General features: G+C 43.1%; 25 protein-coding genes and 2 pseudogenes. All 27 read left to right on the top strand.

The genetic code is table 11. The annotated features are described in order from the left end of the window. Positions 1-8: 8 nt before the first annotated feature. The 27 genes and pseudogenes from PROVRUST_RS20690 to PROVRUST_RS04975 all read left to right on the top strand — a co-directional run bounded on the left by PROVRUST_RS20690 (position 9) and on the right by PROVRUST_RS04975 (position 19,563). Positions 9-98 (top strand): phage holin, encoded by a 90-nt coding sequence (locus PROVRUST_RS20690; protein ID WP_419177176.1) that lies wholly within the window; start codon positions 9-11, stop codon positions 96-98. Then, the gene (locus PROVRUST_RS05090; protein WP_006813648.1) at positions 79-558 is read left to right on the top strand and encodes a lysozyme; all 480 of its coding nucleotides are present in this window, start codon (positions 79-81) and stop codon (positions 556-558) included. Before PROVRUST_RS20690 ends, PROVRUST_RS05090 begins: the two co-directional genes overlap by 20 nt. A gap of 76 nt (positions 559-634) precedes the next feature. Beyond that, entirely contained in the window at positions 635-1,174 is a 540-nt protein-coding gene (locus tag PROVRUST_RS05085) for an HNH endonuclease signature motif containing protein (protein ID WP_006813647.1), read from the top strand. After that, positions 1,164-1,340 carry a hypothetical protein gene (locus PROVRUST_RS20490; RefSeq protein WP_006813646.1) on the top strand — a complete coding sequence of 59 codons (177 nt, stop codon included), beginning with the start codon at positions 1,164-1,166 and terminating at the stop codon, positions 1,338-1,340. Before PROVRUST_RS05085 ends, PROVRUST_RS20490 begins: the two co-directional genes overlap by 11 nt. After that, positions 1,337-1,714, top strand: a complete 378-nt coding sequence (locus PROVRUST_RS05080) for a hypothetical protein (protein ID WP_006813645.1) — start codon at positions 1,337-1,339, stop codon at positions 1,712-1,714. Before PROVRUST_RS20490 ends, PROVRUST_RS05080 begins: the two co-directional genes overlap by 4 nt. Before the next feature lie 571 nt (positions 1,715-2,285). Continuing rightward, positions 2,286-2,447 (top strand): annotated as a pseudogene (locus PROVRUST_RS20685) (crAss001_48 related protein); the annotation flags it as partial. A 182-nt stretch (positions 2,448-2,629) separates the two neighbouring features. Further along, complete coding sequence (locus tag PROVRUST_RS05075) at positions 2,630-2,812, top strand: hypothetical protein (RefSeq protein WP_006813643.1); 183 nt, start codon at positions 2,630-2,632, stop codon at positions 2,810-2,812. A 343-nt stretch (positions 2,813-3,155) separates the two neighbouring features. Beyond that, positions 3,156-3,716, top strand: coding sequence for a hypothetical protein (locus PROVRUST_RS05070; protein WP_039854326.1), 561 nt, complete (start codon positions 3,156-3,158; stop codon positions 3,714-3,716). Positions 3,717-3,783: 67 nt separating this feature from the next. Then, positions 3,784-3,939 carry a hypothetical protein gene (locus PROVRUST_RS19720; RefSeq protein WP_156777704.1) on the top strand — a complete coding sequence of 52 codons (156 nt, stop codon included), beginning with the start codon at positions 3,784-3,786 and terminating at the stop codon, positions 3,937-3,939. A 424-nt stretch (positions 3,940-4,363) separates the two neighbouring features. After that, positions 4,364-4,873, top strand: a complete 510-nt coding sequence (locus PROVRUST_RS05060; RefSeq protein ID WP_006813640.1) for a DUF1441 family protein — start codon at positions 4,364-4,366, stop codon at positions 4,871-4,873. Further along, positions 4,860-6,980, top strand: coding sequence for a phage terminase large subunit family protein (locus tag PROVRUST_RS05055; RefSeq protein ID WP_006813639.1), 2,121 nt, complete (start codon positions 4,860-4,862; stop codon positions 6,978-6,980). The genes PROVRUST_RS05060 and PROVRUST_RS05055 overlap by 14 nt, the downstream gene beginning before the upstream one ends. Further along, positions 6,977-7,192 (top strand): hypothetical protein, encoded by a 216-nt coding sequence (locus PROVRUST_RS05050; RefSeq protein ID WP_006813638.1) that lies wholly within the window; start codon positions 6,977-6,979, stop codon positions 7,190-7,192. Before PROVRUST_RS05055 ends, PROVRUST_RS05050 begins: the two co-directional genes overlap by 4 nt. Continuing rightward, positions 7,189-8,679 carry a phage portal protein gene (locus PROVRUST_RS05045; RefSeq protein ID WP_006813637.1) on the top strand — a complete coding sequence of 497 codons (1,491 nt, stop codon included), beginning with the start codon at positions 7,189-7,191 and terminating at the stop codon, positions 8,677-8,679. Before PROVRUST_RS05050 ends, PROVRUST_RS05045 begins: the two co-directional genes overlap by 4 nt. Beyond that, on the top strand, positions 8,639-10,690 hold the full coding sequence (locus PROVRUST_RS05040) for a ClpP-like prohead protease/major capsid protein fusion protein (protein ID WP_006813636.1): 2,052 nt from the start codon (positions 8,639-8,641) through the stop codon (positions 10,688-10,690). The genes PROVRUST_RS05045 and PROVRUST_RS05040 overlap by 41 nt, the downstream gene beginning before the upstream one ends. Positions 10,691-10,775: 85 nt before the next feature. Next, positions 10,776-11,126 carry a capsid cement protein gene (locus PROVRUST_RS05035; protein ID WP_006813635.1) on the top strand — a complete coding sequence of 117 codons (351 nt, stop codon included), beginning with the start codon at positions 10,776-10,778 and terminating at the stop codon, positions 11,124-11,126. A gap of 3 nt (positions 11,127-11,129) precedes the next feature. Next, on the top strand, positions 11,130-11,423 hold the full coding sequence (locus tag PROVRUST_RS05030) for a DNA breaking-rejoining protein (RefSeq protein WP_006813634.1): 294 nt from the start codon (positions 11,130-11,132) through the stop codon (positions 11,421-11,423). Then, on the top strand, positions 11,410-11,967 hold the full coding sequence (locus PROVRUST_RS05025; RefSeq protein ID WP_006813633.1) for a phage tail protein: 558 nt from the start codon (positions 11,410-11,412) through the stop codon (positions 11,965-11,967). The genes PROVRUST_RS05030 and PROVRUST_RS05025 overlap by 14 nt, the downstream gene beginning before the upstream one ends. After that, on the top strand, positions 11,967-12,365 hold the full coding sequence (gpU, locus tag PROVRUST_RS05020; protein WP_006813632.1) for a phage tail terminator protein: 399 nt from the start codon (positions 11,967-11,969) through the stop codon (positions 12,363-12,365). The genes PROVRUST_RS05025 and gpU overlap by 1 nt, the downstream gene beginning before the upstream one ends. Positions 12,366-12,376: 11 nt before the next feature. Further along, a pseudogene (locus PROVRUST_RS05015) lies at positions 12,377-12,841 on the top strand (phage tail tube protein); the annotation flags it as partial. Between the two features lie 247 nt (positions 12,842-13,088). Beyond that, entirely contained in the window at positions 13,089-13,856 is a 768-nt protein-coding gene (locus PROVRUST_RS05010) for a KilA-N domain-containing protein (RefSeq protein ID WP_006813630.1), read from the top strand. Continuing rightward, positions 13,837-14,190: a hypothetical protein gene (locus PROVRUST_RS05005; RefSeq protein WP_006813629.1), complete on the top strand. Its 354-nt coding sequence runs from the start codon at positions 13,837-13,839 to the stop codon at positions 14,188-14,190. The genes PROVRUST_RS05010 and PROVRUST_RS05005 overlap by 20 nt, the downstream gene beginning before the upstream one ends. A gap of 47 nt (positions 14,191-14,237) precedes the next feature. Next, complete coding sequence (locus PROVRUST_RS05000; protein WP_006813628.1) at positions 14,238-14,621, top strand: phage minor tail protein domain-containing protein; 384 nt, start codon at positions 14,238-14,240, stop codon at positions 14,619-14,621. A 23-nt stretch (positions 14,622-14,644) separates the two neighbouring features. Beyond that, complete coding sequence (locus PROVRUST_RS04995; protein ID WP_036982144.1) at positions 14,645-14,959, top strand: phage tail assembly protein T; 315 nt, start codon at positions 14,645-14,647, stop codon at positions 14,957-14,959. Then, positions 14,934-17,906 (top strand): phage tail tape measure protein, encoded by a 2,973-nt coding sequence (locus tag PROVRUST_RS04990; protein WP_006813626.1) that lies wholly within the window; start codon positions 14,934-14,936, stop codon positions 17,904-17,906. Before PROVRUST_RS04995 ends, PROVRUST_RS04990 begins: the two co-directional genes overlap by 26 nt. 81 nt (positions 17,907-17,987) lie before the next feature. Next, on the top strand, positions 17,988-18,314 hold the full coding sequence (locus tag PROVRUST_RS04985) for a phage tail protein (RefSeq protein WP_039854317.1): 327 nt from the start codon (positions 17,988-17,990) through the stop codon (positions 18,312-18,314). Positions 18,315-18,385: 71 nt separating this feature from the next. Further along, positions 18,386-18,799 carry a superinfection immunity protein gene (locus PROVRUST_RS18975; protein WP_006813624.1) on the top strand — a complete coding sequence of 138 codons (414 nt, stop codon included), beginning with the start codon at positions 18,386-18,388 and terminating at the stop codon, positions 18,797-18,799. Positions 18,800-18,864: 65 nt separating this feature from the next. Next, entirely contained in the window at positions 18,865-19,563 is a 699-nt protein-coding gene (locus PROVRUST_RS04975) for a phage minor tail protein L (RefSeq protein WP_039854314.1), read from the top strand. Positions 19,564-19,565 lie beyond the last annotated feature (2 nt).

Genomic DNA, 19,565 nt, shown 5'->3' with positions numbered 1-19,565 from the left:
GCCTGCTTTTGGGTCTAGCTACATTCCTAGCAAACCTATATTTCAAACGAAAAGAAGATAAACGCAAAGAGGCGGCTCATGCCAAAGATACCCAATAATATAAAAAAGGCTGCTGCTGGTGGAGTTATAGCCTTAACTGTCGCAATGCTTTCTTTTTTTGAAGGTGTTAAATATAAGCCGTACGAAGATGTAGTAGGAATTCAAACCGTATGCGCTGGGATTACTGGTTCTGATGTTATTCAGGGGAAAACCTATACACCTAAGGAATGCGACGATTTACTCACCAAACACATGCAATCGGCAATAAATGTTGTTGATAGCTCAGTTAAAGTCCCCATCAACGATGCCCAGCGTGCAGCTTTATATTCGCTTACATACAACATAGGCGGAGCAGCTTTCAAAAAATCAACGCTGTTAAAAAAATTAAATAGTGGCGATCAGATCGGAGCTTGTAATGAATTCAGTAAATGGACATTTGCAGGCGGCAAACAATGGCAAGGACTCATAACCAGACGTGAAATAGAAAAGGCGATTTGCCTTGGTGAATTATCGGAATGAACGATAAATCAAAGTATTAGCCGCGAGCACCTAATGGTGCTTTTTTTTCGCCCTAAAAATACGAAAAGGCAAAGATATGTCTATATCTCATCAGTTTTTAAAAGAAATTTTAGATTACAACCAAGAAACAGGGGTATTGATATATAAAAAACAAAGGCGTGGGCTGCCAGTTGGCTCGCGGGCTGGTTACGTACATAAAACAGGGTATAGATATATTGGTTTTGATGGAAAAAGTTATAAGGAACACAGGTTAATTTGGTTTTATGTTTATGGTGTTTGGCCCGATGGTGATATCGACCATATAAATGGTGTGCAGGATGACAATGGGATATCGAATCTAAGGGTGGTTAATGATTCTCTTAACTGCCTAAATAAAAACTGGGTATCACCTGATAATAAATCTGGTTTTAGGGGCGTTTCCTACCATAAGTCAGAGAGAGGCAAACCCAAATGGAGGGTAAGAGTGACTAATGGGAAGAAAAGAATTTCCATTGGCAACTTTGATTCATTAGATGATGCCATTAATGCCAGAATAGCAGCGGAGAATCTTTACTATGGTGATTATGCTCCATCAAAATGCTGCATGAGTGGCGGAGGCGGTGCGCATGGGGCGTAAATCCACTATTTGCTTAATCTGCGTATTCATCTATTTATTTTTGTTTTTGGCAGCTGGCGTATACGTACTCAGAGACAATACCTGCGGTGGTACTGACAAGGTAAGTTTAGAAAAACGCTGCCAAAGTGCGGTCAATTACAATAAAGCTAAGCAGGTTAATTTATGAAGATAGATAACTCGTTTTGGCTTTTTTTAATGTTAGTTGCTGTTAGCTGGTTGGCATTAACGCTTTATGACAACAACACTGCAGTTAAGAGCGACAACGACAAATTAAAGCAAGATAACATCAAACAAAGTGCAGTCATTGCCCGTCAGTCATTTCAATTCAATCGCTTCAATCAGATAGCAACAACAGCATACCGGAACGGCATCCAAGCTGATGCGAAAGCGCAGGAGAAAGTCATTGAATATAAAACGATACTCAAAGCAGAGTCTTCTTGTGATTCTCTTGTGCCTCAGCTTATTACTGATGGCTTGTTCGAGTACACAAACGAGTTACGAGAGCGCGCAATGCGTTCCCATTCCATCGACACTAACTAATTCTGTGGTACCGCCATTGCCGCCTGACAGTGATGGTAAAACCCTATCATTCAAAGCGTCTATATTGTGGAACAGATTATTGTTAGGAACGATAGAAAAAGCGAATGAGCAACTTAAAGCAATACGGGAAATTGAAGCTGATAGAATTAAAAAAATAGACCCACGTGTCTAATGAGGGTCTGAATGTATAGGATAGTTTAAGTCTTATTATATTTTGTCCGAGTAGACGTGTCATGCATGCTCGCTGCTAGCATTAGCTTGTTAAGCGAGCCTATTCAACGTACGCCATTGTTTAAATAATAGCCAACTTATATTTGTAAAGGTTCATAACCATTAGCTAATCACCGATGGCCTTTTGCTTTTGATAAATAAAAATGCCCCAGAAATCGGGGCCAAGTAGAGAATAATAGTTCATGAATGTAACGTCACTATACGTTAATCGTGAATGACCACAACATTAAAAAGGTAGTAATCTCAAGCGGATATTACAAATATGAGCCTCGCTAAATGCGGGGCTTTTTTATGCCTACAGGAGTATCAAATGCAACCACATCAATAACGAGTAGTAGATGAGAAAACTGAGTTAGACGACAAAATCACAAAGCTGACAACTTTCATTAATGGCGATATCTGTAAAACGCTGGAGCATCGCGACCAAGAGTTATTGAGTAAGCAATTAGGTCATATGCGCAGTTACTCTGAAACTTTATCTCAGCGCATTGAGCGCTTTTAAAAAATAGCCACCAGCTAACTATTGGTGATTTGGTCAAACAGATGGATGAACAGTTGCCAGATGGTAATGAGAAGGCAGCAGGGCTTCGTAAGTTACTTGAAGCTAAAGACTGTCTTGTCCGCGCCAAACTGGGATAGCAATAGCTAGCTTCCGATTAATCGCTTTTATTTTAGGTAATTTATATGTCAGGAAAAATTGTATTAACACCAGGGCAAATCAAATCACTACATGAATTTGCACAAGAAGAAGATCAACTGTCTTACACAATTGAAGTCGGCACTATCTGTGATGGTGAAGAAATTATTTATGAAGGTCTGATTGCTTATTCAGGCTCTGAAGAACATGGCGTTCTGCAACTAGAATAATTGCGAGCGAGGCGCTGCGTTGTCGCTGTCTTATATGTTAGCTGAGACCCGCAACCTCTAAGCGGATAGCGCATATATAGAATCAAAAACAACGAATCCAAGTGTGGATAGCTCATGCGGTGGAAACGTCAGCCATTGGAGAAGAAGCGGCGTGACTTATGGAGAGACATAATTTTATTTAATTCTACAAATGCTATTCATTGAGTAGCATTGATAGAGTTTTATATTGGTTTTAATAGTGGTCGGTTAGCCGATTTCCCGGAGTCATATAAATTTAATTAGCACAATATTCTAAATAGCCACCAGCTAATCATTGGTGGCTTTTTCATTTGTGGAGAAAGTCATGTCAGATAAAAAAGAAGTCATCGAGTTAAGTATCAAGGTATCAGTTGATACTACTGAGATGGATAAGCTAGAAGCACAACTGAAGCGCATTGCTGGGTTACTGATTGATGCAGACCTAAAGAATAAGGTTGAGTTTAAGATTGATATCGCCAGTGGCAACGCCGAATTCACAGGCATAACAACTGCAATAACCCAAGCTAAGGCGTTTGTTAATGATGTCTTTATTGATAAAGCGGTATTACAGGACATCGCACGTAAAGCAGCTAACCGCGAGTCATCAAAAATCATGTGGCGAGTGGGTGGTATGGCATATATGCGTGATGGCTCAGTATTGCTTGGTTCAGAAGGGTACATTGGTAAATCAGACTCTGATGCTGCTATGGCTTTTAAAGCTGAGTCACTAAGTCATGCATTGCAACAATTAATAGCTAATACGCAAAAGAACCAACAGCAAATCGAAGAGTTAACGCAAGCATTTAACGATGCTAATGCTGCTATAGCTGATAAGCTTCGACAGGTCTCCATTGATGCTTTACGTAACAGCTCAGGCTTTGCTTGATATGCCAGTTCCTCTATATAGAAATAGCGAGATTAGCTTGACTGGTAGATTTAGATTCAGGCGCCAGATGCTAACTGGATTATCTGTGCTTCAAGTAGAGATCAGCATAAAGCGTTATCGCTACCCTGACCCCACTTCAAGCAATGACAGCCAAATCACATCAGGGTGGCGTGATGCAACCTATGAAGAAGCTATTCGAGTGCAAATTGATTACAGCGGGTAATAGTCAAAAGGAGACAAATATGGGTATTCAGGGTTTTAATAAACCAAACCAATTCAGAGAACAATTAGATCGGTGGATAAATGGCTGTGATAAAAATGTTAAGGGCTATCAACCCAAGCGGTCTAACAGTTCCAACAAACTCCCTCCTCCAAAGACCCCTTAAACTCACTTGGTTGATTAGTTTTACACATAATTCAAAAGGTACTCCTGATGGGGTACCCCTACCACGAGGCGGCGACCACGCGGGAAACGGCTCGTTTTCAAATTTCCATGCTGTCAGCAGCAGGTGATTTAACTATTTGATTTAATTTGTGAATATCGAGATTGAGGTGACAGATTTAATAATGAGTTGTCACCTCAATGCGTTATATCCCTATGATAATAAATGAAAATATCAATTTTCACCTGACAGAGTGAGGTGTCAATGTCCAACATCAGCAATCTGGGGGACGCCTACAACTGGAGCGTAGCTAAGATTGCTGAAGCATTCGGCTTAAATCGCGGAACAGTTAAAAAGCGATTGCTCGATGCGAATACCCCAATAGCCAGTAATGTAAGAGGCAATCCCGTTTATGCACTTCGGGAAGTCGGCCCCGTTTTATTTGGTGCCGATAAAGATTCAGAGCCGAGTGGCATTCAAGATCCCGCACTCATGTTTCCAAAGGACAGAAAAGATTGGTACCAATCTGAAAATGAACGAATAAAGCTGGAAACAACACTGAAGCAACTAGTGCCGGTTGCGGATGTTCATCGTGAAATGGCGGTGATGATCAAAGCTATTTCTCAGGTACTAGATACATGGCCAGACAAACTTGAGCGAGATAATGGCTGGAAAGCAGATCAAATCACAGAGGCTCAAAAGCTCGTCGATGAATTGAGGAACGTGCTTTCATCTGAGGTTATGAATGCAGAGGATTTTGATGATGAAAACTAATTACGCCTCAGCATCTTCAGTGAGAAAGGACGTTTCCGCATTACTCAAAGCGCCAAGGCGAATGCCAATTGCTCAAGCCGTAAAAAAATATATGCGAGTACCCATGGGCGAGGGGACGTCAATACCATGGGATGATTCATTAACGCCGTACATCATTGAACCGATGAATTGCTTAGCGGACAGACGGTATGATTCAGTCATTTTCGTTGGTCCAGCGCGAACAGGAAAGTCTCTAGGGTTGATTGATGGCTGGATAGTGTATGTGATTGTTTGTGATCCCGCTGATTTTTTGCTGATTCAAATGACAGAAGAAAAAGCGCGGGAGCACTCCAAGAAGCGATTAGATAGAACATTTAGATCGAGCCGTGAAGTTGCCAAAAGACTCAGCCTGCATCGTAACGATAATAACGTTCATGATAAAACCTTTAAGGCTGGGAATTACCTAAAAATAGGCTGGCCATCGGTGAATATCATGTCTTCATCTGACTACCGATTTGTCGCATTGACAGATTATGACCGATTTCCAGAGGATGTGGACGGCGAAGGGGACGCTTATACACTAGCATCAAAACGTACTACGACGTTTATGTCTGCGGGAAAAACATTAGTTGAAAGTTCTCCTGGTCGAGAAATTACAAACAGCAAATGGCGGCGAAACACACCACATGAAGCCCCACCAACCACTGGGATTTTATCTCTCTATAATCGAGGTGATCGCCGGCGCTGGTATTGGCCATGTCCACACTGTTCAGAATATTTTCTTCCTATTCGTGAAAATATGGTGGGTTTTAGTGAGGGTGATGATCCAACAACAGGAAGCAAAGCGGCCAGACTGCAGTGTCCACAGTGCATGAATTTGATTGAGCCTGAGCAAAAAAGAACGTTAAACAATCGCGGCGTCTGGCTCAGAGAAGGTCAATCCATTGATAAACAAGGTAATATCACAGGAAATGCACGAGACTCCCGCATTGCATCATTTTGGATGGAAGGTCCAGCAGCCGCATATCAGACGTGGGAAAAGTTAGTTTATAACTTACTCAATGCCGAGCAGGAATATGAACGAACCGGGAGTGAAGAAACCCTAAAATCCGTCATTAACACAGACTGGGGGCAGCCTTACTTACCGAAAATCAACCAAGAGCAGCGAAGCGGTGATGATCTTAAATTGCGGGCTGAATATTGGGACTATGGCTCAGTACCTTCTGGTGTGAGATTTTTGGTTGCTACAGTCGACGTACAAGGCGGTAAAAAACGCCGCTTTGTCGTTCAAGTTACAGGTTATGGCGCCAGAGGTGAGCGATGGATAATTGATCGGTTTGATATCACGTATTCCCTGCGTTCTAACACGGATGGTGAAGCCTTAAAAATAGACCCTTCCTCTTATGCCGAGGACTGGGATATTTTAATTACAGATGTTTTAGATAAAACATATCCACTTCAAGATCATGAAGATATTGAAATGGGTATTCATAGCATGGCGGTAGATACCGGTGGGGAAGAAGGCGTAACAGATAACGCTTATCAGTTTTGGCGAAAGTGCAAAAAAGAAGGGCTTTCTCGTCGCGTATACCTTTTTAAAGGAGATGGTAAGGCTAAAAGCAAACTGATTACCAAATCTTATCCGGATAATACAGAGCGCTCAGATCGCCGTGCAAGGGCTCGTGGTGACGTGCCTATTTACTTGCTACAAACCAATGAATTAAAAGACCGTATTTCATCACACTTAGGAAGAGATACGGTGGGGAATAACTATATCCACTTTCCTGATTGGCTGGAGGATTCTTTTTACGATGAACTCACGTATGAAGAGCGCGACAGTAATGGTAAATGGTCGAAGCCGGGTAAAGGGGCTAACGAAGCTTTTGACTTAACGGTTTATGCGCATGCTTTAGTCATATTACTCGGTTACGAAAAAATCAAATGGGAGAACCCACCTAGGTGGGCAAGGTTGCCGGATGTGAACAATGTTCAATCACCACAGCCAGTAAATCGCCAACCCTCCTCAAGCTCAACATCAATTCAATCTCACACTGAAACACAAGAGACCAAACCTAGCGTAAGTTCGGCATGGTCCCCTGTGTCTGCAAATTCTGGAGGGTGGGTATGACCCGTGAACAAATTAAGGAAATGCTGGATGCTTACCTAAAGGCAGAAATGGAAATACTGCAGGGTAAAAACGTCACGTTTAATGGACAGTCAATGACCATGGAAAATTTGAGTGAAATCCGTAAGGGGCGCGAGCAGTGGGAGGCTAGATATATGGCAACCAGCGCTTCACGCCGTCATTCTCCCGGTTATAAAGTGGCGAGGTTTTCATGAATATGTTGGATAAGGTTATCGCGGCACTCTCACCGTCATGGGCGAGTCAGCGAGCCAAATCTCGTTATACGATTCAAGCCTATGAGGCAGCAACACCCTCTCGCATTCATAAAGCCCGCAGAGAGAGCCGAGATGCCAACCAATTAACTCAAATGGGCGGTAAGTCATTACGCGAGCAAGCAAGGTGGTTGGACAGTAATCACGATCTTGTCATTGGCATTCTTGACAAAATTGAAGAGCGAGTTGTTGGGAGTAAAGGGATTATTGTTGAACCTCAGCCATTATCTCTTACCGGGCAAATTCATGATGATCTCGCGAAGCAGATCCGAACCGCGTGGTCTGAATGGTCAATTCGACCGGAAGTGACAGGGCAATTTACGCGACCTATGCTTGAGCGGCTTTTAGTCAGAACGTGGATCCGAGACGGCGAGGTCTTTGCTCAATTAGTGAGGGGTAATCAAAAGGGGCTTGATAAACAGGCAGGTATCCCATTTTGGCTGGAAGCCTTGGAGCCAGACTTTGTGCCAATTCACCTCGATGATACAAGTAAAAATATTCGGCAGGGCATTCAGCTTAATCATTGGGGGCGCCCGCAGTCTTACTTTGTGTACAAAAGCTTACTCACCACAGGGCAGCAAATGGGCGATCTCAAGTCCATCCTGACCGAAAACATGCTGCATTTAAAATATGTGCGTCGATTGCATCAAATCCGAGGTAATAGTTTATTTTCTGGCATTTTGACGCGTCTGAGTGCTTTGAAAGACTATGAAGATGCAGAACTGACCGCTGCACGTATTGCCGCCTCTTTGGGGATGTATATCAAAAAAGGGGATGCGGGTACTTATGATGATGGCAGTGATGAAGATGATCGTAGTCTCGATATTGTCCCCGGCATTATCTTTGATGGGCTAAAACCCGGTGAAGATGTTGGCATGATCAAGTCAGACAGACCCAACCAAAACCTTGAAAATTTCCGTAACGGTCAGCTTAGAGCGGTTGCCGCAGGAAGTCGCGGAAGCTATTCCAGTATTGCGCGTGATTATAACGGGACATACAGCGCACAGCGACAAGAGCTGGTGGAGTCATTTGAGGGTTACTACATCTTGCAAGACACCTTTTGTGGCTCTGTAAGCCGTCCTGTTTATCGTCAGTGGTTAAACATGGCGATTACTTCAGGGGTGATTGTCGTCCCACCGGATGTTGATCCCGATTCACTCTATAACGCTACTTACAGTGGTCCGGTTATGCCGTGGATTGACCCACTTAAAGAATCTAATGCATGGAAAACACAAATTCGTGGTGGGGCTGCATCGGAGAGTGACTGGGTTCGAGCTCGAGGAGGGAACCCTGCGGAGGTTAAACGTCGTCGTAAAGCAGAAATCGATGAAAATAAACGGCTGGGGTTGGTTTTTGATACCGATCCGGCAAATGACAAAGGTAGCGAACATGCAAATGACACAAACACATCAAGTACCACCAAAAAATAGCACAGCGATGAATAAGCCATTGATGTCATCACCGGATAAAAACTGGTTTCAAATGAAAGCAACCAGTGAAACGACGGCAGATATCTACATCTATGACGAAATTGGTGGCTGGGGTATTAGCGCAAGACGATTTACTGAAGATCTTATTGCGCTGGGAAATCTTAGCCACATTAATCTTCATATTCATTCACCGGGTGGTGAAGTCTTTGAAGGTATCGCCATTTACAACCAGTTAAAAAACCACAATGCCAGCATTACGGTATATATCGATGGCTTAGCGGCATCCATGGCCTCGGTCATCGCGATGGTGGGTGATGAAGTCATTATGCCAACCAATGCCATGATGATGATCCATAAGCCATGGGGGGTATCGTGGGGTGATGCCGATGATATGCGTGACTACGCCGATTTGTTGGATAAAGTCGAAAACGTCTTAATTCCCGCGTACATGGAGAAAACAGGGAAAACCAAAGAAGAACTTGAAGCCATGCTCAGTGAAGAAACATGGCTCACGGCAGAAGAGTGCGTTGAGCACGGTTTTGCTAACACCATTATTGAGCCAGTTAAAGCAATGGCGAGTCTTTCATCTAAACGCATCGAGGAATTTAAATCCATGCCAAATTCATTAAAAAACACACTGAAAAACAGTTTAGCAAATCCACGTAACACGACTAATCCCGTCAATGAACCGGCTCCACAGCCTCAGAATCCAGCGAATGCTCCACAACCGGACACTGAAGGTATTCAGGCTCAAGTGCGCCAGAATGAGCAAGCCCGCATGAACGGTATCAAAGATCTGTTTGCGATGTTTGGTGGCAAGCACAACGACACGATGATGGAGTGTGTGCTTGATGTGAATTGTTCTGTCGAGAATGCAAGAGAGAAGCTGCTTAATAAACTAGGACAAGAAGCTACGCCGACCAATAAGAACGATTATGGTGCGCATATCTTCGCAAATAACGGCAACATCGTCGGTGACAGTGTTCGTGCATCGTTGATGGCGCGTGCTGGCTATGATGAAGTTCATGCTGACAACCCATATAACTGCATGACACTCCGCGAATTAGCCCGTATGTCGCTGGCTGATCGCGGCGTGGGTGTTGCAAGCTATAACCCAATGCAGATGATCGCAATGGCGTTTACTCACACCACCTCTGATTTTGGTAATATTTTACTGGATGTTGCCAACAAATCTATTTTACAAGGCTGGAATGAGGCTGAGGAAACGTTTGATCTATGGACGAAGAAAGGGCAACTCAGCGATTTTAAAACTGCAACTCGCGTCGGCATGGGAGGCTTTAATTCGATTCGTAAAGTTCGTGAAGGGGCAGAGTATAAATATGTCACTACGAGCGACAAAAAAGAGACGATTGCACTTGCCACCTACGGGGAGCTTTTTAGCATTTCGCGGCAAGCCATTATTAACGATGACATGTCAATGCTAACCGATACCCCAATGAAGCTGGGACGCGCAGCTAAAGCCACCATTGGCGATCTGGTTTACGATATTCTGACGAAAAATGGAAAAATGCAATCTGACAGCAAGCCACTCTTTGGTGCAGATCATGGTAACAGTATTAAAGGCGGTATGGACGTTGACACTATTGCCAATGGTCGAACAGCCATGCGCAAGCAAAAAGAAGGCGAGCGAGCGTTAAATATTCGCCCTGCATTTATGCTTGTGCCAACAGCATTAGAAATCGCAGCGATTCAAGTTGTTGGCTCTGGTAGCGTAAAAGGCGCAGACGTGAATGCCAACATCATCAACCCTATTCGTAATATTGCCGAAATCATTACTGAGCCACGCTTAGATGTTAATGGCGATACCACATGGTATATGACCTCAGCAAAAGGCACTGACACTATTGAAGTCGCTTATTTAAATGGTGTTGATGTTCCTTATATCGACCAACAAGAAGGGTTTACTTCTGATGGCGTAACCACAAAAGTTCGCATTGATGCGGGTGTTGCGCCTGTTGATTACCGCGGCTTGCTTCGTGTTGAAGCTTAATCTCGATTATTAAACTAAGCATATTGCCCTGACGGGCTTTTTTTTATACCTAAAATCCGGCTTTTCGGAGCCGGTAGGAGACATTATGGCTAAGAATTACCAGCAACAGGGTTTGACTGTTGAGATTATTAATACCTCCGCGAAAGATAGCATTCTAAGTGGATCTCTTGTGATGGTTGGTGCTTTGGCTTGCATCGCGGCGACAAACATTGCTCCTGGTGAAATCGGTGATGGTTTTGCCGAGGGGGTTTATTTGCTTCCTAAAAAAGCGGGAGTGGCATTGACGGCTGGTCAAGCTGTAACCGCTGAAAAAGGCATTGTTGCAGATAAAGGTGGTGCAGCGGTGGGCGTAACATGGGCAGCCGCGGAAGCGGGTGATGAGATGGTCGCAGTAAAGCTCAACATTTTCCCTGCAGTTGCTGCCGCCGGTGGTTAATCCATGAGTGCGTTTGAACGATTAACGGATCGAATGGACGCACTCATTGCAAAGCGGATGGGGAAACCTATCTCCATTAACGGCACGGAACATATTGGGGTGGATTCTCATTTTCTACCTGAATTTGGTCCGGTTACGGGGGATGGGGTTTCCTATGTCATTTTTTCTGATTCATTTAAGCCCGGAAAGAATGATCGCGTTATTGCTGATGGGATCCATTACATAGCCACTCGCCGACAGCGATTTAATGGCAAGTGGATGCTTTTTCTGGAGGTTGTTGACGATGAAGGGGATTGATGACGCAATTCGTAATCTAAATGTCATTGTTGATAAGGTCACACCCATTGCGACCGCACAAGCGATTAACCGGGTTGCTGCAAGAGCGATAAGCCGTAGCGTCAAGCAGGTTTCTAAAGAAGTGCGAATCCAGCAAAAAATTATCCGTAAGCGCGTTAAGTTCAGTAAGGCGAGTTCAAAACATGGAACCCCAAAAGCCCGCGTTACTGTTAACCGAGGGAATCTCCCTGCTATCGTACTCGGTACCGCACGAGTTCAATTATCGCGAAGTCGGCATGCAGGTAATCGAATAGGGAGCACTTTAAAGGTTGGAAAATTCACGTTTCATAATGCATTTATTCAGCAACTCAACAATGGCCGCTGGCATGTAATGCAGCGTGTTGGTAAGAGTCGATATCCTATTGAAGTGGTGAAAATCCCTGTCTCAAAACCGCTGACTGAGGCTTTTGAAGAACACGCTATTAATGTTCGAGAATCGGATATCGATAAAGAAGTACGCTATGCATTAAATAATCAGTTAAGGCTGTACTTTAAGGAGGGATAGTGATTGTTCACACTCGAATTCGCAATACAGTCATACAGCACTTAAATGAGCGCTTTCCGAATATCAAAACGTATGATGGTCGGCCAACTCATTTTGATGAATCTGAGCTGCCTGTTATTGCTGTTTATCTTACAGAGCCAAGACCAGATCCTTATTATCTGGATTCCAATCAATGGACAGCCATTCTCCACCTCGAACTTTTCCTTAAATCATCCGTACCCGATGCCACGTTAGATAAGTGGGTCGAGGAAAAATTATATCCAGCGGTGGCTGATATGACTGATTTAGGGGGAGTGATTACTGATATGACACCGAAAGGCTATGACTATGACCGCGATGATGAAATGTCGTTGTGGGCCTCTGTCGACCTTTCTTATCAAATTAAATATGAAATGTAAGGAACAGAACTATGCCAACGGTACCTAATCCACTGGCGCCAGTTAAGGGCGCTGGAACTACCTTGTGGATTTACACGGGGGATGAAGAACAAATTACGGATCCATTAAGTGAGACTGGCTTTACTCGCCTCGGTAAAGTCAAGGAACTACAACCGGGTGAGATCACTGCGGCCAGTGAGGATGATAGCTACCTTGATGACCCTAATGGTGATTGGGAAAATACGACTCAGGGGGAGAAATCCTCCGGTGAGGCGAGCATTACGCTAGCGTGGAAGCCCGGAGAAGAGGGGCAAAAAGACCTTGTAAAATGGTTCGACAGCGGTGCTTCACGTTTCTACAAAATTGCTTATCCAAACGGAACGGTTGACCTATTCAAAGGGTGGCTGAGTGGACTCGGTAAAACCATCCCAATCAAAGAAACAATTACGCGAACGGTAAAGATTAAAAATACAGGTCGCCCAACGTTGGCGGAAGAAATTCCACCAAAGCCAGAAGGTAAAACAGTCGTTCAGCCTAAAGGCTAACTCGCCAGATCAATCATATAGCCACACTCAGTGTGGCTTTTTTATTTTCTCTCCCGTGCACCGAAAGCACATTCGTACGTAATACATCGAGCCAATATTTAGGTAATGAGCCTTTGAGGGGATCAGTTATAGCTGGTGTCGCTTCGATGGGCTGGTTTCCTATTTCGGCAAGGGTTCATTACTAAGTAAGGTAGACACTATGAACAATATTATTCCTCTCGAATATCAAGGTCATCCTGTACGTTTTAATAACGACGGGTGGGTTAATGCGACAGATATAGCGGCTAAATTTGGCAAGCTTCCTAATGAGTGGGTTAGGCTTCCTGAGACTATGGCGTATATTCAGGCGCTTGAACGTAGATACGGGAAAATCCCGTATGTAAAAACAAGCAAAGCAAGGAAGGATAGGGGCGGTGGTACATGGTTGCATTCTAAGCTGGCAGTGCGTTTTGCGCGCTGGCTTTCTGTAGACTTTGAAATCTGGTGCGATGAGCAAATTGATGCTCTTATCCGTGGCAATATTCCAGTTTATAACGATGAAAGAATCAACGCGATATTTTTACTTGATAAGCCAACATCATGGGAAAAACGCTTCCAGCATCCATTCTATCAAGCTTTAAGCAGAATGTCTGGCTTGCCTTATGCTGGGCATGTTGGTGGCTGCCCGTCGTTATTTGGAATGATAACCGCTAAATGGGTATATCAAGTCGTATTACCTGAGTCAGTTTACGATGAAGCTCGACAACTGGCTAAAGGTAGCAAAGATAAAATTCATCAATACCTAAAGTCAGAAGCTCAGCAATTATTACAAGATCAATTAGTTGCTGTTACCACCCTGGCTAATGGTTGCGTTGACTATAAAGACTTTGAGGCAAGATGCGTTCAGGCTTTTGGTAAATCAGGCATGCAGGGGCTTCTAATTTTTCCTTCTCAGCAAGGAGGAAGTCATGCAGCAAGATTACAGTGAGCAAGTAGAAACATTCTCATTAATCGTTAGCGAGTTATTTTTGATTAGACAGGTCGCTATGCATAAGCGGCCTGTTTTTCGTTCATCATTGGGTGATATTAAGTTTAGCGTAGAGTCGCTGGCTAACTTCTTAAAATCATATTATCGGGAGGATTATAAAAGCGACCTAGAATTAAGCATGCAGTTCTTCAATATGCTGAAAAGAGAATACTTACCAGATCCGACAGTATTGGTTTCTTGGTGTATGAATGAAGAGCTAACCGATGAGGCAATACGGAAAATCTCAGTCTTGCTTGAAGACTTTGCGGAAATGGAGTTCTCAAATCAAATTTAACAGGTCGCTAAGCGGCCTTTTTTATTTTTAACCAAAAGGGTATCAATATGTTTTTAAAGAAAAAAGAAACACAAATTAGCGGTGAATTAGTTGTTCTGCACGAACTTTCAGCATTACAGCGCGCAGATTATTTTGATTTCTTAGCATTGAAAGAAAAAGAGTCTAGCAATCTGGAAGGTATTGAACTTGCAGCAAAATCCATGCGCCAAATTGCAGAAAGCAATGTATGGCTAGTTTCTCGATCTCTATGGCATAGCGACCGAGACCGTGATGTTGAAGAGGTATATGAAGAGGTTGCCTTAACGTGGAGTTCATCGGCACTGGAAGAGGCAGTTTCTGTTATTTCTGAAATCAGTGGAATGAAAGGCGATGCCCAAGAATCTTCCGCCGAAGGTGAAGAGACTAATGAACAAGATTCAATGGGAAAATAGCCAGCCGTGAGCGCACGTTTGCCTTGCGCCTTGCGCGTGAGTTTGGTCGACCTGATTGGCGCAGAATGCTCAGTGAAATGAGTGCAACTGAATATAACGATTGGGTTGATCATTTTAGTCGAACGCCATTTATGCCGCAATTGATTGATGTTGAGTTTGCTGCTTTGCATGGTTCCGTTTATTCAGCCATGTGTGGTGCAAAAACTGAAATAACCGATTTCATGCTGCTAACTGACATAGAGCCTAATGATGAGGATATGCCAGATGACGTTATTCAATCAGTCAGCGAGGGAATTACGGGAGGGGTAAGATATGAGCAGCCAAATCGCGGATCTTGAGATTAAAATTGGCGCTAATACGACGGAGTTTCTTGAAAAAGCAGGTCGAGTCGAAAGACAATTGACTGAACAAGAGCGTCGCGAGCAAGCATCAATTAAGCGCCAGCAAGATTTCATTGAAAGACAATCAGCTAAGGCAGAAGCCGCCCTTCAGCGCTCGCGGTCCCAGTTAAAACAGTTTGAAAAAGAGTCTATTTCTGCGGAACAAAAAGAGTCAGCCATGCGACGCTTGGCTCAAAAGGAAATGGACGAAACACACCAGAAAATTCAACAAATTATGCAGGCAGAGACCAAAAGAGCGGGGTCTGCACGTAACCAAGAAATTCTGGCTGAGCAATACTATACCCAACTTGATGCTGTTCAAAAATACGGGAAGGGGCTTGAGGGTCTTAATGAAGTACGCCGTCGCATGAACCAAGACATGCAACAAGGACTATTACACGTCAAAGATTACCAAGCATTAACCTCTCAAGCTGTCGGTGCGGCAAAATCGCTTGAGCGCGCAGAGATATCAGTAACGCAGCAAAAGCAGCGATTCATTAACAAACTTAAAGAGCAAGTTACCCAGCAAAATCTATCTCGTACTGAAATGCTGCGCATTCAAGCGGCTCAACTTGGTGTATCGAGCGCAGCAGATGTTTATATTCGCAAGTTAGAAACTCAAAATCGTGTCATGAAAGGGGTTACTTTAACCTCTGGGCAGTACCGCCAAGCAATGCGACAGCTGCCGATGCAAATGACTGATATTGTGACGTCGCTCGCCTCGGGTATGCCGCCATGGCTAGTGGCAGTTCAGCAAGGTGGACAAATAAAGGACTCGTTTGGAGGGTTCGGTAATTCTTTAAAAGCAATTACCTCTTTGATCACCCCGTGGAAATTGGCAATGGTAGGCGGTGCTGGAGCTATTGCTGCGTTTGGTGTTGCTGCTTATCAGGGCTCGAAAGAGCTTAGTGAATACAATAAACAGTTGATTTTAACTGGCAACTACGCAGCAAAAACCAAGGGGCAGTTAAACGATCTGGCTAAATCGTTATCTGGCGAGGGAATTACTCAGTACAAAATGGCTGATGCCTTGGCTCAAGTTGTTGGTACTGGCTCATTTAGTGGTGCTCAAGTTGATATGGTTGCCAGCGTTGCAGCCAAGATGGAAAAAGCTACTGGACAATCCGTCGATGAGACAATTAAGCAGTTTCAGCGACTTAAAGATCAGCCAGTTCAAGCGGTGATGGAACTCGATAAATCAATGCATTTTCTTACTGCAACGCAGCTGGAGCAAATAGCGACGTTAGAAGAGCAAGGTAAAAGAACTGATGCTACCAAAATTGCCATGGAAGCCTACGCTGATTCAATGAAGGAGCGTACCAAGCAGATAGCAGATAACTTAGGGTATTTAGAATCTGCATGGAATTGGGTTGGTGACGCAGCGAAAGAAGCTATTGATAAAATGCGCGACCTTGGTAGAGATATGGGGGTTGATGATGAAATTAAGAGGCTGGAAGATTACATATCAAGATTTGACGGCTCAATTTATTCATTTGGAATGGATGAGCGCAAACAAAAATTAGTAGAATTAAAAGAAGCTAAATTTCAAAGCGATTTGGCTGCTGCAATAGATAAAGCTGAAAAAAATGAAGAGGATCGTAAGAAAAAGATATTCCTTGCAGATCAAAAACTAAAGAGTGATTACGAGAATGCAGAGGAAAAACATCAAAAAAGACTAGCTGAAATTAAAAGCTCTGGAGCATCAAAAGGTGTAATAGATGAGGCGATTAAGCGTGAGGAAATCAAATATAAGAAGGAGCTATCGAGGGAAACGCCTAAAACTCCAAAAGGAAAGGCTTACAGACCAGATCTTGGCATAAGGCAAGATGAGTCTTCACAGGCTGAACTAACATCACTTCAAGCTCAGCTAAAACTTCTCCAGCAACATGCCAGTACAACGGATTTCATCAGCCAACAACGGAAAAACTTTCAACTAGAGCAGGCTAAGTTTAGCGTTCTAGAAGAAGCCGGTAAAAAAAGGAAATTATCTCTTGATGAGCAATCTTTGCTAAAAAACAAAGAAAGCATCCTTGCAAATAAAAAAGCACTCGCAGAAGTTGGTGACCAAGTATCACGTCAAGAGTACCTTAATAAACTTAGCGACCAAGCTGATAAATATGCAAAACAGCAAGAGGCAAGACAAAGGGCTATTACTGAATCATTGGGCTTATCATCTCGTGAGCTTCAAAGAGCTTTAGAGATTGAGCAACTAAGATCTGCTTATGGTGGCGAGCCTCAATGGGCACAAGTTCAAGCTTCAAAAATGGAAACGTTCAAGCAAGAAGATGCAGCCCGTCAAGATTGGTTTGCTGGCATGAAAACGGCGTGGGGCGACTATAGGGACTCAGCGCTCGATGCAAACGCTCAAATTCAAAGTGTTACTTCAGCGACATTAAATGGCTTTAGTTCACAATTGGCTGAAACGTTAACTGGTGGAGAGTCTAGTTTTAGAGACTTCACTAGGTCAATATTAAAAATGTTGACTGAGATAGCGTTGAAAATGTCCCTTGTTAAGGGGTTTGAAGCGTTTGGTTTTGGTGGCGGGTCAGTTGTTGCTAATGCTAATGGTGGCGTCTATAACACTCCTGGGCTAAGTGCATACAGTGGGCAGATTGTATCAAAACCCACTCTTTTTCCATTTGCTCGAGGTGCTGGGCTAATGGGTGAAGCAGGACCAGAAGCAATTTTACCACTTAGACGTGGTATTGACGGAAAGTTAGGTGTTGTAGCTGCCAATGCCAATAAAAATGCTGGTGGTTTTTATCAAACTAACCATATTACTATTCAAAACGATGGTAGTAATGGAGAGATTGGACCGCAAGCTCTTAAAACGGTCTATGATGTTGCTAAAAAGGGGATAGAGGATTACATGAGAACTCAGCGTCGTGATGGTGGGGCATTTTAATAGTTAATGCTAGGAATTAGATAAAGCCTCCAAACTGGGGGCTTTATTATATGTAATTTCATAATGTTGAACGAGGGCATAATGGAAATATTCAGTTGGCTAATAAAGCCGGGGATGAAAACAGATTTCACTCCAAGGATAAAAGCAGTCCGTTTTGGTGATGGGTATGAGCAGCGTCAGCCAGACGGTATGAATTACCAGCTAAAAAAATTCAATATCACACTATCGCTGAAACCTAGTGTTGCAGATCAGGTATTGGCTTTTTTGACTAAGCATGGAGGCATTACTTCCTTTTTATTTCAACCAGAAAAATCAAAGCAAGCTATTAAAGTCGTTTGCAAAAAATGGTCATCAGACTCAGGTAACTTACGTACATCAATAAGTGCAGAATTTGAGGAAGTTGTATAATTCAGCAGAATGGCTTTTCATTTATCGTTATTTGGTTAAGATAATAGCAATCATATTTACCTGAGGTTGCTATGTTTATATTAAGACTTCTTATATTAATTTTTCTTGTTTTTTATAGTTTTTCAATGGGGCAAATACCATCCCATAGTTTAAATGACTTTGGAAAGATTGTTTCATTGTCATTCTTTATTGTTGCACCTTTGCTATATGTGCTGCCCTCCATTGAGGCTAAAATCAAAGGTCATCCAAAATTTAATCAAATTTTAGCAATAAATATTTTACTTGGCTGGACATTTATTGGTTGGGTTGTTGCTTATGTCTGGGCTTTGGGTGATAAAAAAGAAAATAATAATGATTTTGTAACTAAAATAGATTTAGGGACAGATAAAAGAAAAGTGAAGCAGTGCCCTTATTGTGCGGAAGATATTTTAGAGGCAGCAATTAAATGTAAACATTGCGGAAGCGATATTCATTCTAAAGAGTAATTAGTATTCGTCAATATTAAGCATTCACATTACCAGCTTCGGCTGGTTTTTTTATGGGAGCAATAATGCAAAACATTCCTCCTGAGTTGCTAATCTCTATTACCGAACTTGAAAGTGATGCAGAGATCGAACTCTATGAAATTGATTTAACCAACATTGGTGGAACGCGGTACCGCTTTCACAATGGCGCCAATGAATTACTAAAACCCATTGTTTGGCAGGGGCTTGAATATGACCCTTACCCTATTTCGGGTGAGGGTTTTTCATTTAATGGGAAAGGACCATCAAGTCGACCTAGTATCACTATTTCCAATTTATTTGGGCTCGTGACAGGCATTGCTAGTCGATTGAATTCGGGGGCTGGTGGCAATGTTATCCGCAGAAAAGTTCGCGCGCGATTTTTAGATGAAATCAATTTCTCTGGTGGTAACGAGAATGCTGACCCATCTCAAGAGGTTGTTTCTCGCTGGGTCATTGAGCAACTGACTAGTTTAAATTCTGAAACAGCAACGTTTGAACTTGCTGCGCCCAGTGAGACGGATGGCGCCACTGTTCCAGCTCGAGTGATTTTATCCGATGTTTGCCCGTGGAGTTATCGCTCTAAAGAGTGTGGTTACGCAGGTGAGCCGGTTGCCGACGAGTTAGGAAATCCAACCAAGGATCCTAGCAAAGATAAATGTGGCAAACGCTTATCAGATTGCAAGCTTAGAAACAACACTGACAGAATTGGCTGCTTCTTGTCTTCATCCCGCCTAAGCCAGTAAGG

It is taken from the genome of Providencia rustigianii DSM 4541, assembly GCF_000156395.1.
Taxonomy (GTDB): domain Bacteria; phylum Pseudomonadota; class Gammaproteobacteria; order Enterobacterales; family Enterobacteriaceae; genus Providencia; species Providencia rustigianii.
The sequence above is the reverse complement of the archived record's forward strand: the minus strand, read 5'-3'. Positions and strand labels throughout refer to the sequence as shown.

Bases quoted from the DNA above. Each gene is read 5' to 3' on its own strand.
- PROVRUST_RS05055 (WP_006813639.1), top strand. From the start codon at position 4,860: ATGATGAAAACTAATTACGCCTCAGCATCTTCAGTGAGAAAGGACGTT.
- PROVRUST_RS05040 (WP_006813636.1), top strand. From the start codon at position 8,639: ATGCAAATGACACAAACACATCAAGTACCACCAAAAAATAGCACAGCG.
- PROVRUST_RS05060 (WP_006813640.1), top strand. From the start codon at position 4,364: ATGTCCAACATCAGCAATCTGGGGGACGCCTACAACTGGAGCGTAGCT.
- PROVRUST_RS20490 (WP_006813646.1), top strand. From the start codon at position 1,164: ATGGGGCGTAAATCCACTATTTGCTTAATCTGCGTATTCATCTATTTA.
- PROVRUST_RS05050 (WP_006813638.1), top strand. From the start codon at position 6,977: ATGACCCGTGAACAAATTAAGGAAATGCTGGATGCTTACCTAAAGGCA.
- PROVRUST_RS05010 (WP_006813630.1), top strand. From the start codon at position 13,089: ATGAACAATATTATTCCTCTCGAATATCAAGGTCATCCTGTACGTTTT.
- PROVRUST_RS05000 (WP_006813628.1), top strand. From the start codon at position 14,238: ATGTTTTTAAAGAAAAAAGAAACACAAATTAGCGGTGAATTAGTTGTT.
- PROVRUST_RS05005 (WP_006813629.1), top strand. From the start codon at position 13,837: ATGCAGCAAGATTACAGTGAGCAAGTAGAAACATTCTCATTAATCGTT.
- PROVRUST_RS05070 (WP_039854326.1), top strand. From the start codon at position 3,156: ATGTCAGATAAAAAAGAAGTCATCGAGTTAAGTATCAAGGTATCAGTT.
- PROVRUST_RS05025 (WP_006813633.1), top strand. From the start codon at position 11,410: ATGAAGGGGATTGATGACGCAATTCGTAATCTAAATGTCATTGTTGAT.
- PROVRUST_RS05090 (WP_006813648.1), top strand. From the start codon at position 79: ATGCCAAAGATACCCAATAATATAAAAAAGGCTGCTGCTGGTGGAGTT.
- PROVRUST_RS04975 (WP_039854314.1), top strand. From the start codon at position 18,865: ATGCAAAACATTCCTCCTGAGTTGCTAATCTCTATTACCGAACTTGAA.
- PROVRUST_RS05035 (WP_006813635.1), top strand. From the start codon at position 10,776: ATGGCTAAGAATTACCAGCAACAGGGTTTGACTGTTGAGATTATTAAT.
- PROVRUST_RS04990 (WP_006813626.1), top strand. From the start codon at position 14,934: ATGAGCAGCCAAATCGCGGATCTTGAGATTAAAATTGGCGCTAATACG.
- PROVRUST_RS05045 (WP_006813637.1), top strand. From the start codon at position 7,189: ATGAATATGTTGGATAAGGTTATCGCGGCACTCTCACCGTCATGGGCG.
- PROVRUST_RS19720 (WP_156777704.1), top strand. From the start codon at position 3,784: ATGCTAACTGGATTATCTGTGCTTCAAGTAGAGATCAGCATAAAGCGT.
- PROVRUST_RS05075 (WP_006813643.1), top strand. From the start codon at position 2,630: ATGTCAGGAAAAATTGTATTAACACCAGGGCAAATCAAATCACTACAT.
- PROVRUST_RS05080 (WP_006813645.1), top strand. From the start codon at position 1,337: ATGAAGATAGATAACTCGTTTTGGCTTTTTTTAATGTTAGTTGCTGTT.
- PROVRUST_RS05030 (WP_006813634.1), top strand. From the start codon at position 11,130: ATGAGTGCGTTTGAACGATTAACGGATCGAATGGACGCACTCATTGCA.
- PROVRUST_RS04985 (WP_039854317.1), top strand. From the start codon at position 17,988: ATGGAAATATTCAGTTGGCTAATAAAGCCGGGGATGAAAACAGATTTC.
- PROVRUST_RS18975 (WP_006813624.1), top strand. From the start codon at position 18,386: ATGTTTATATTAAGACTTCTTATATTAATTTTTCTTGTTTTTTATAGT.
- PROVRUST_RS05085 (WP_006813647.1), top strand. From the start codon at position 635: ATGTCTATATCTCATCAGTTTTTAAAAGAAATTTTAGATTACAACCAA.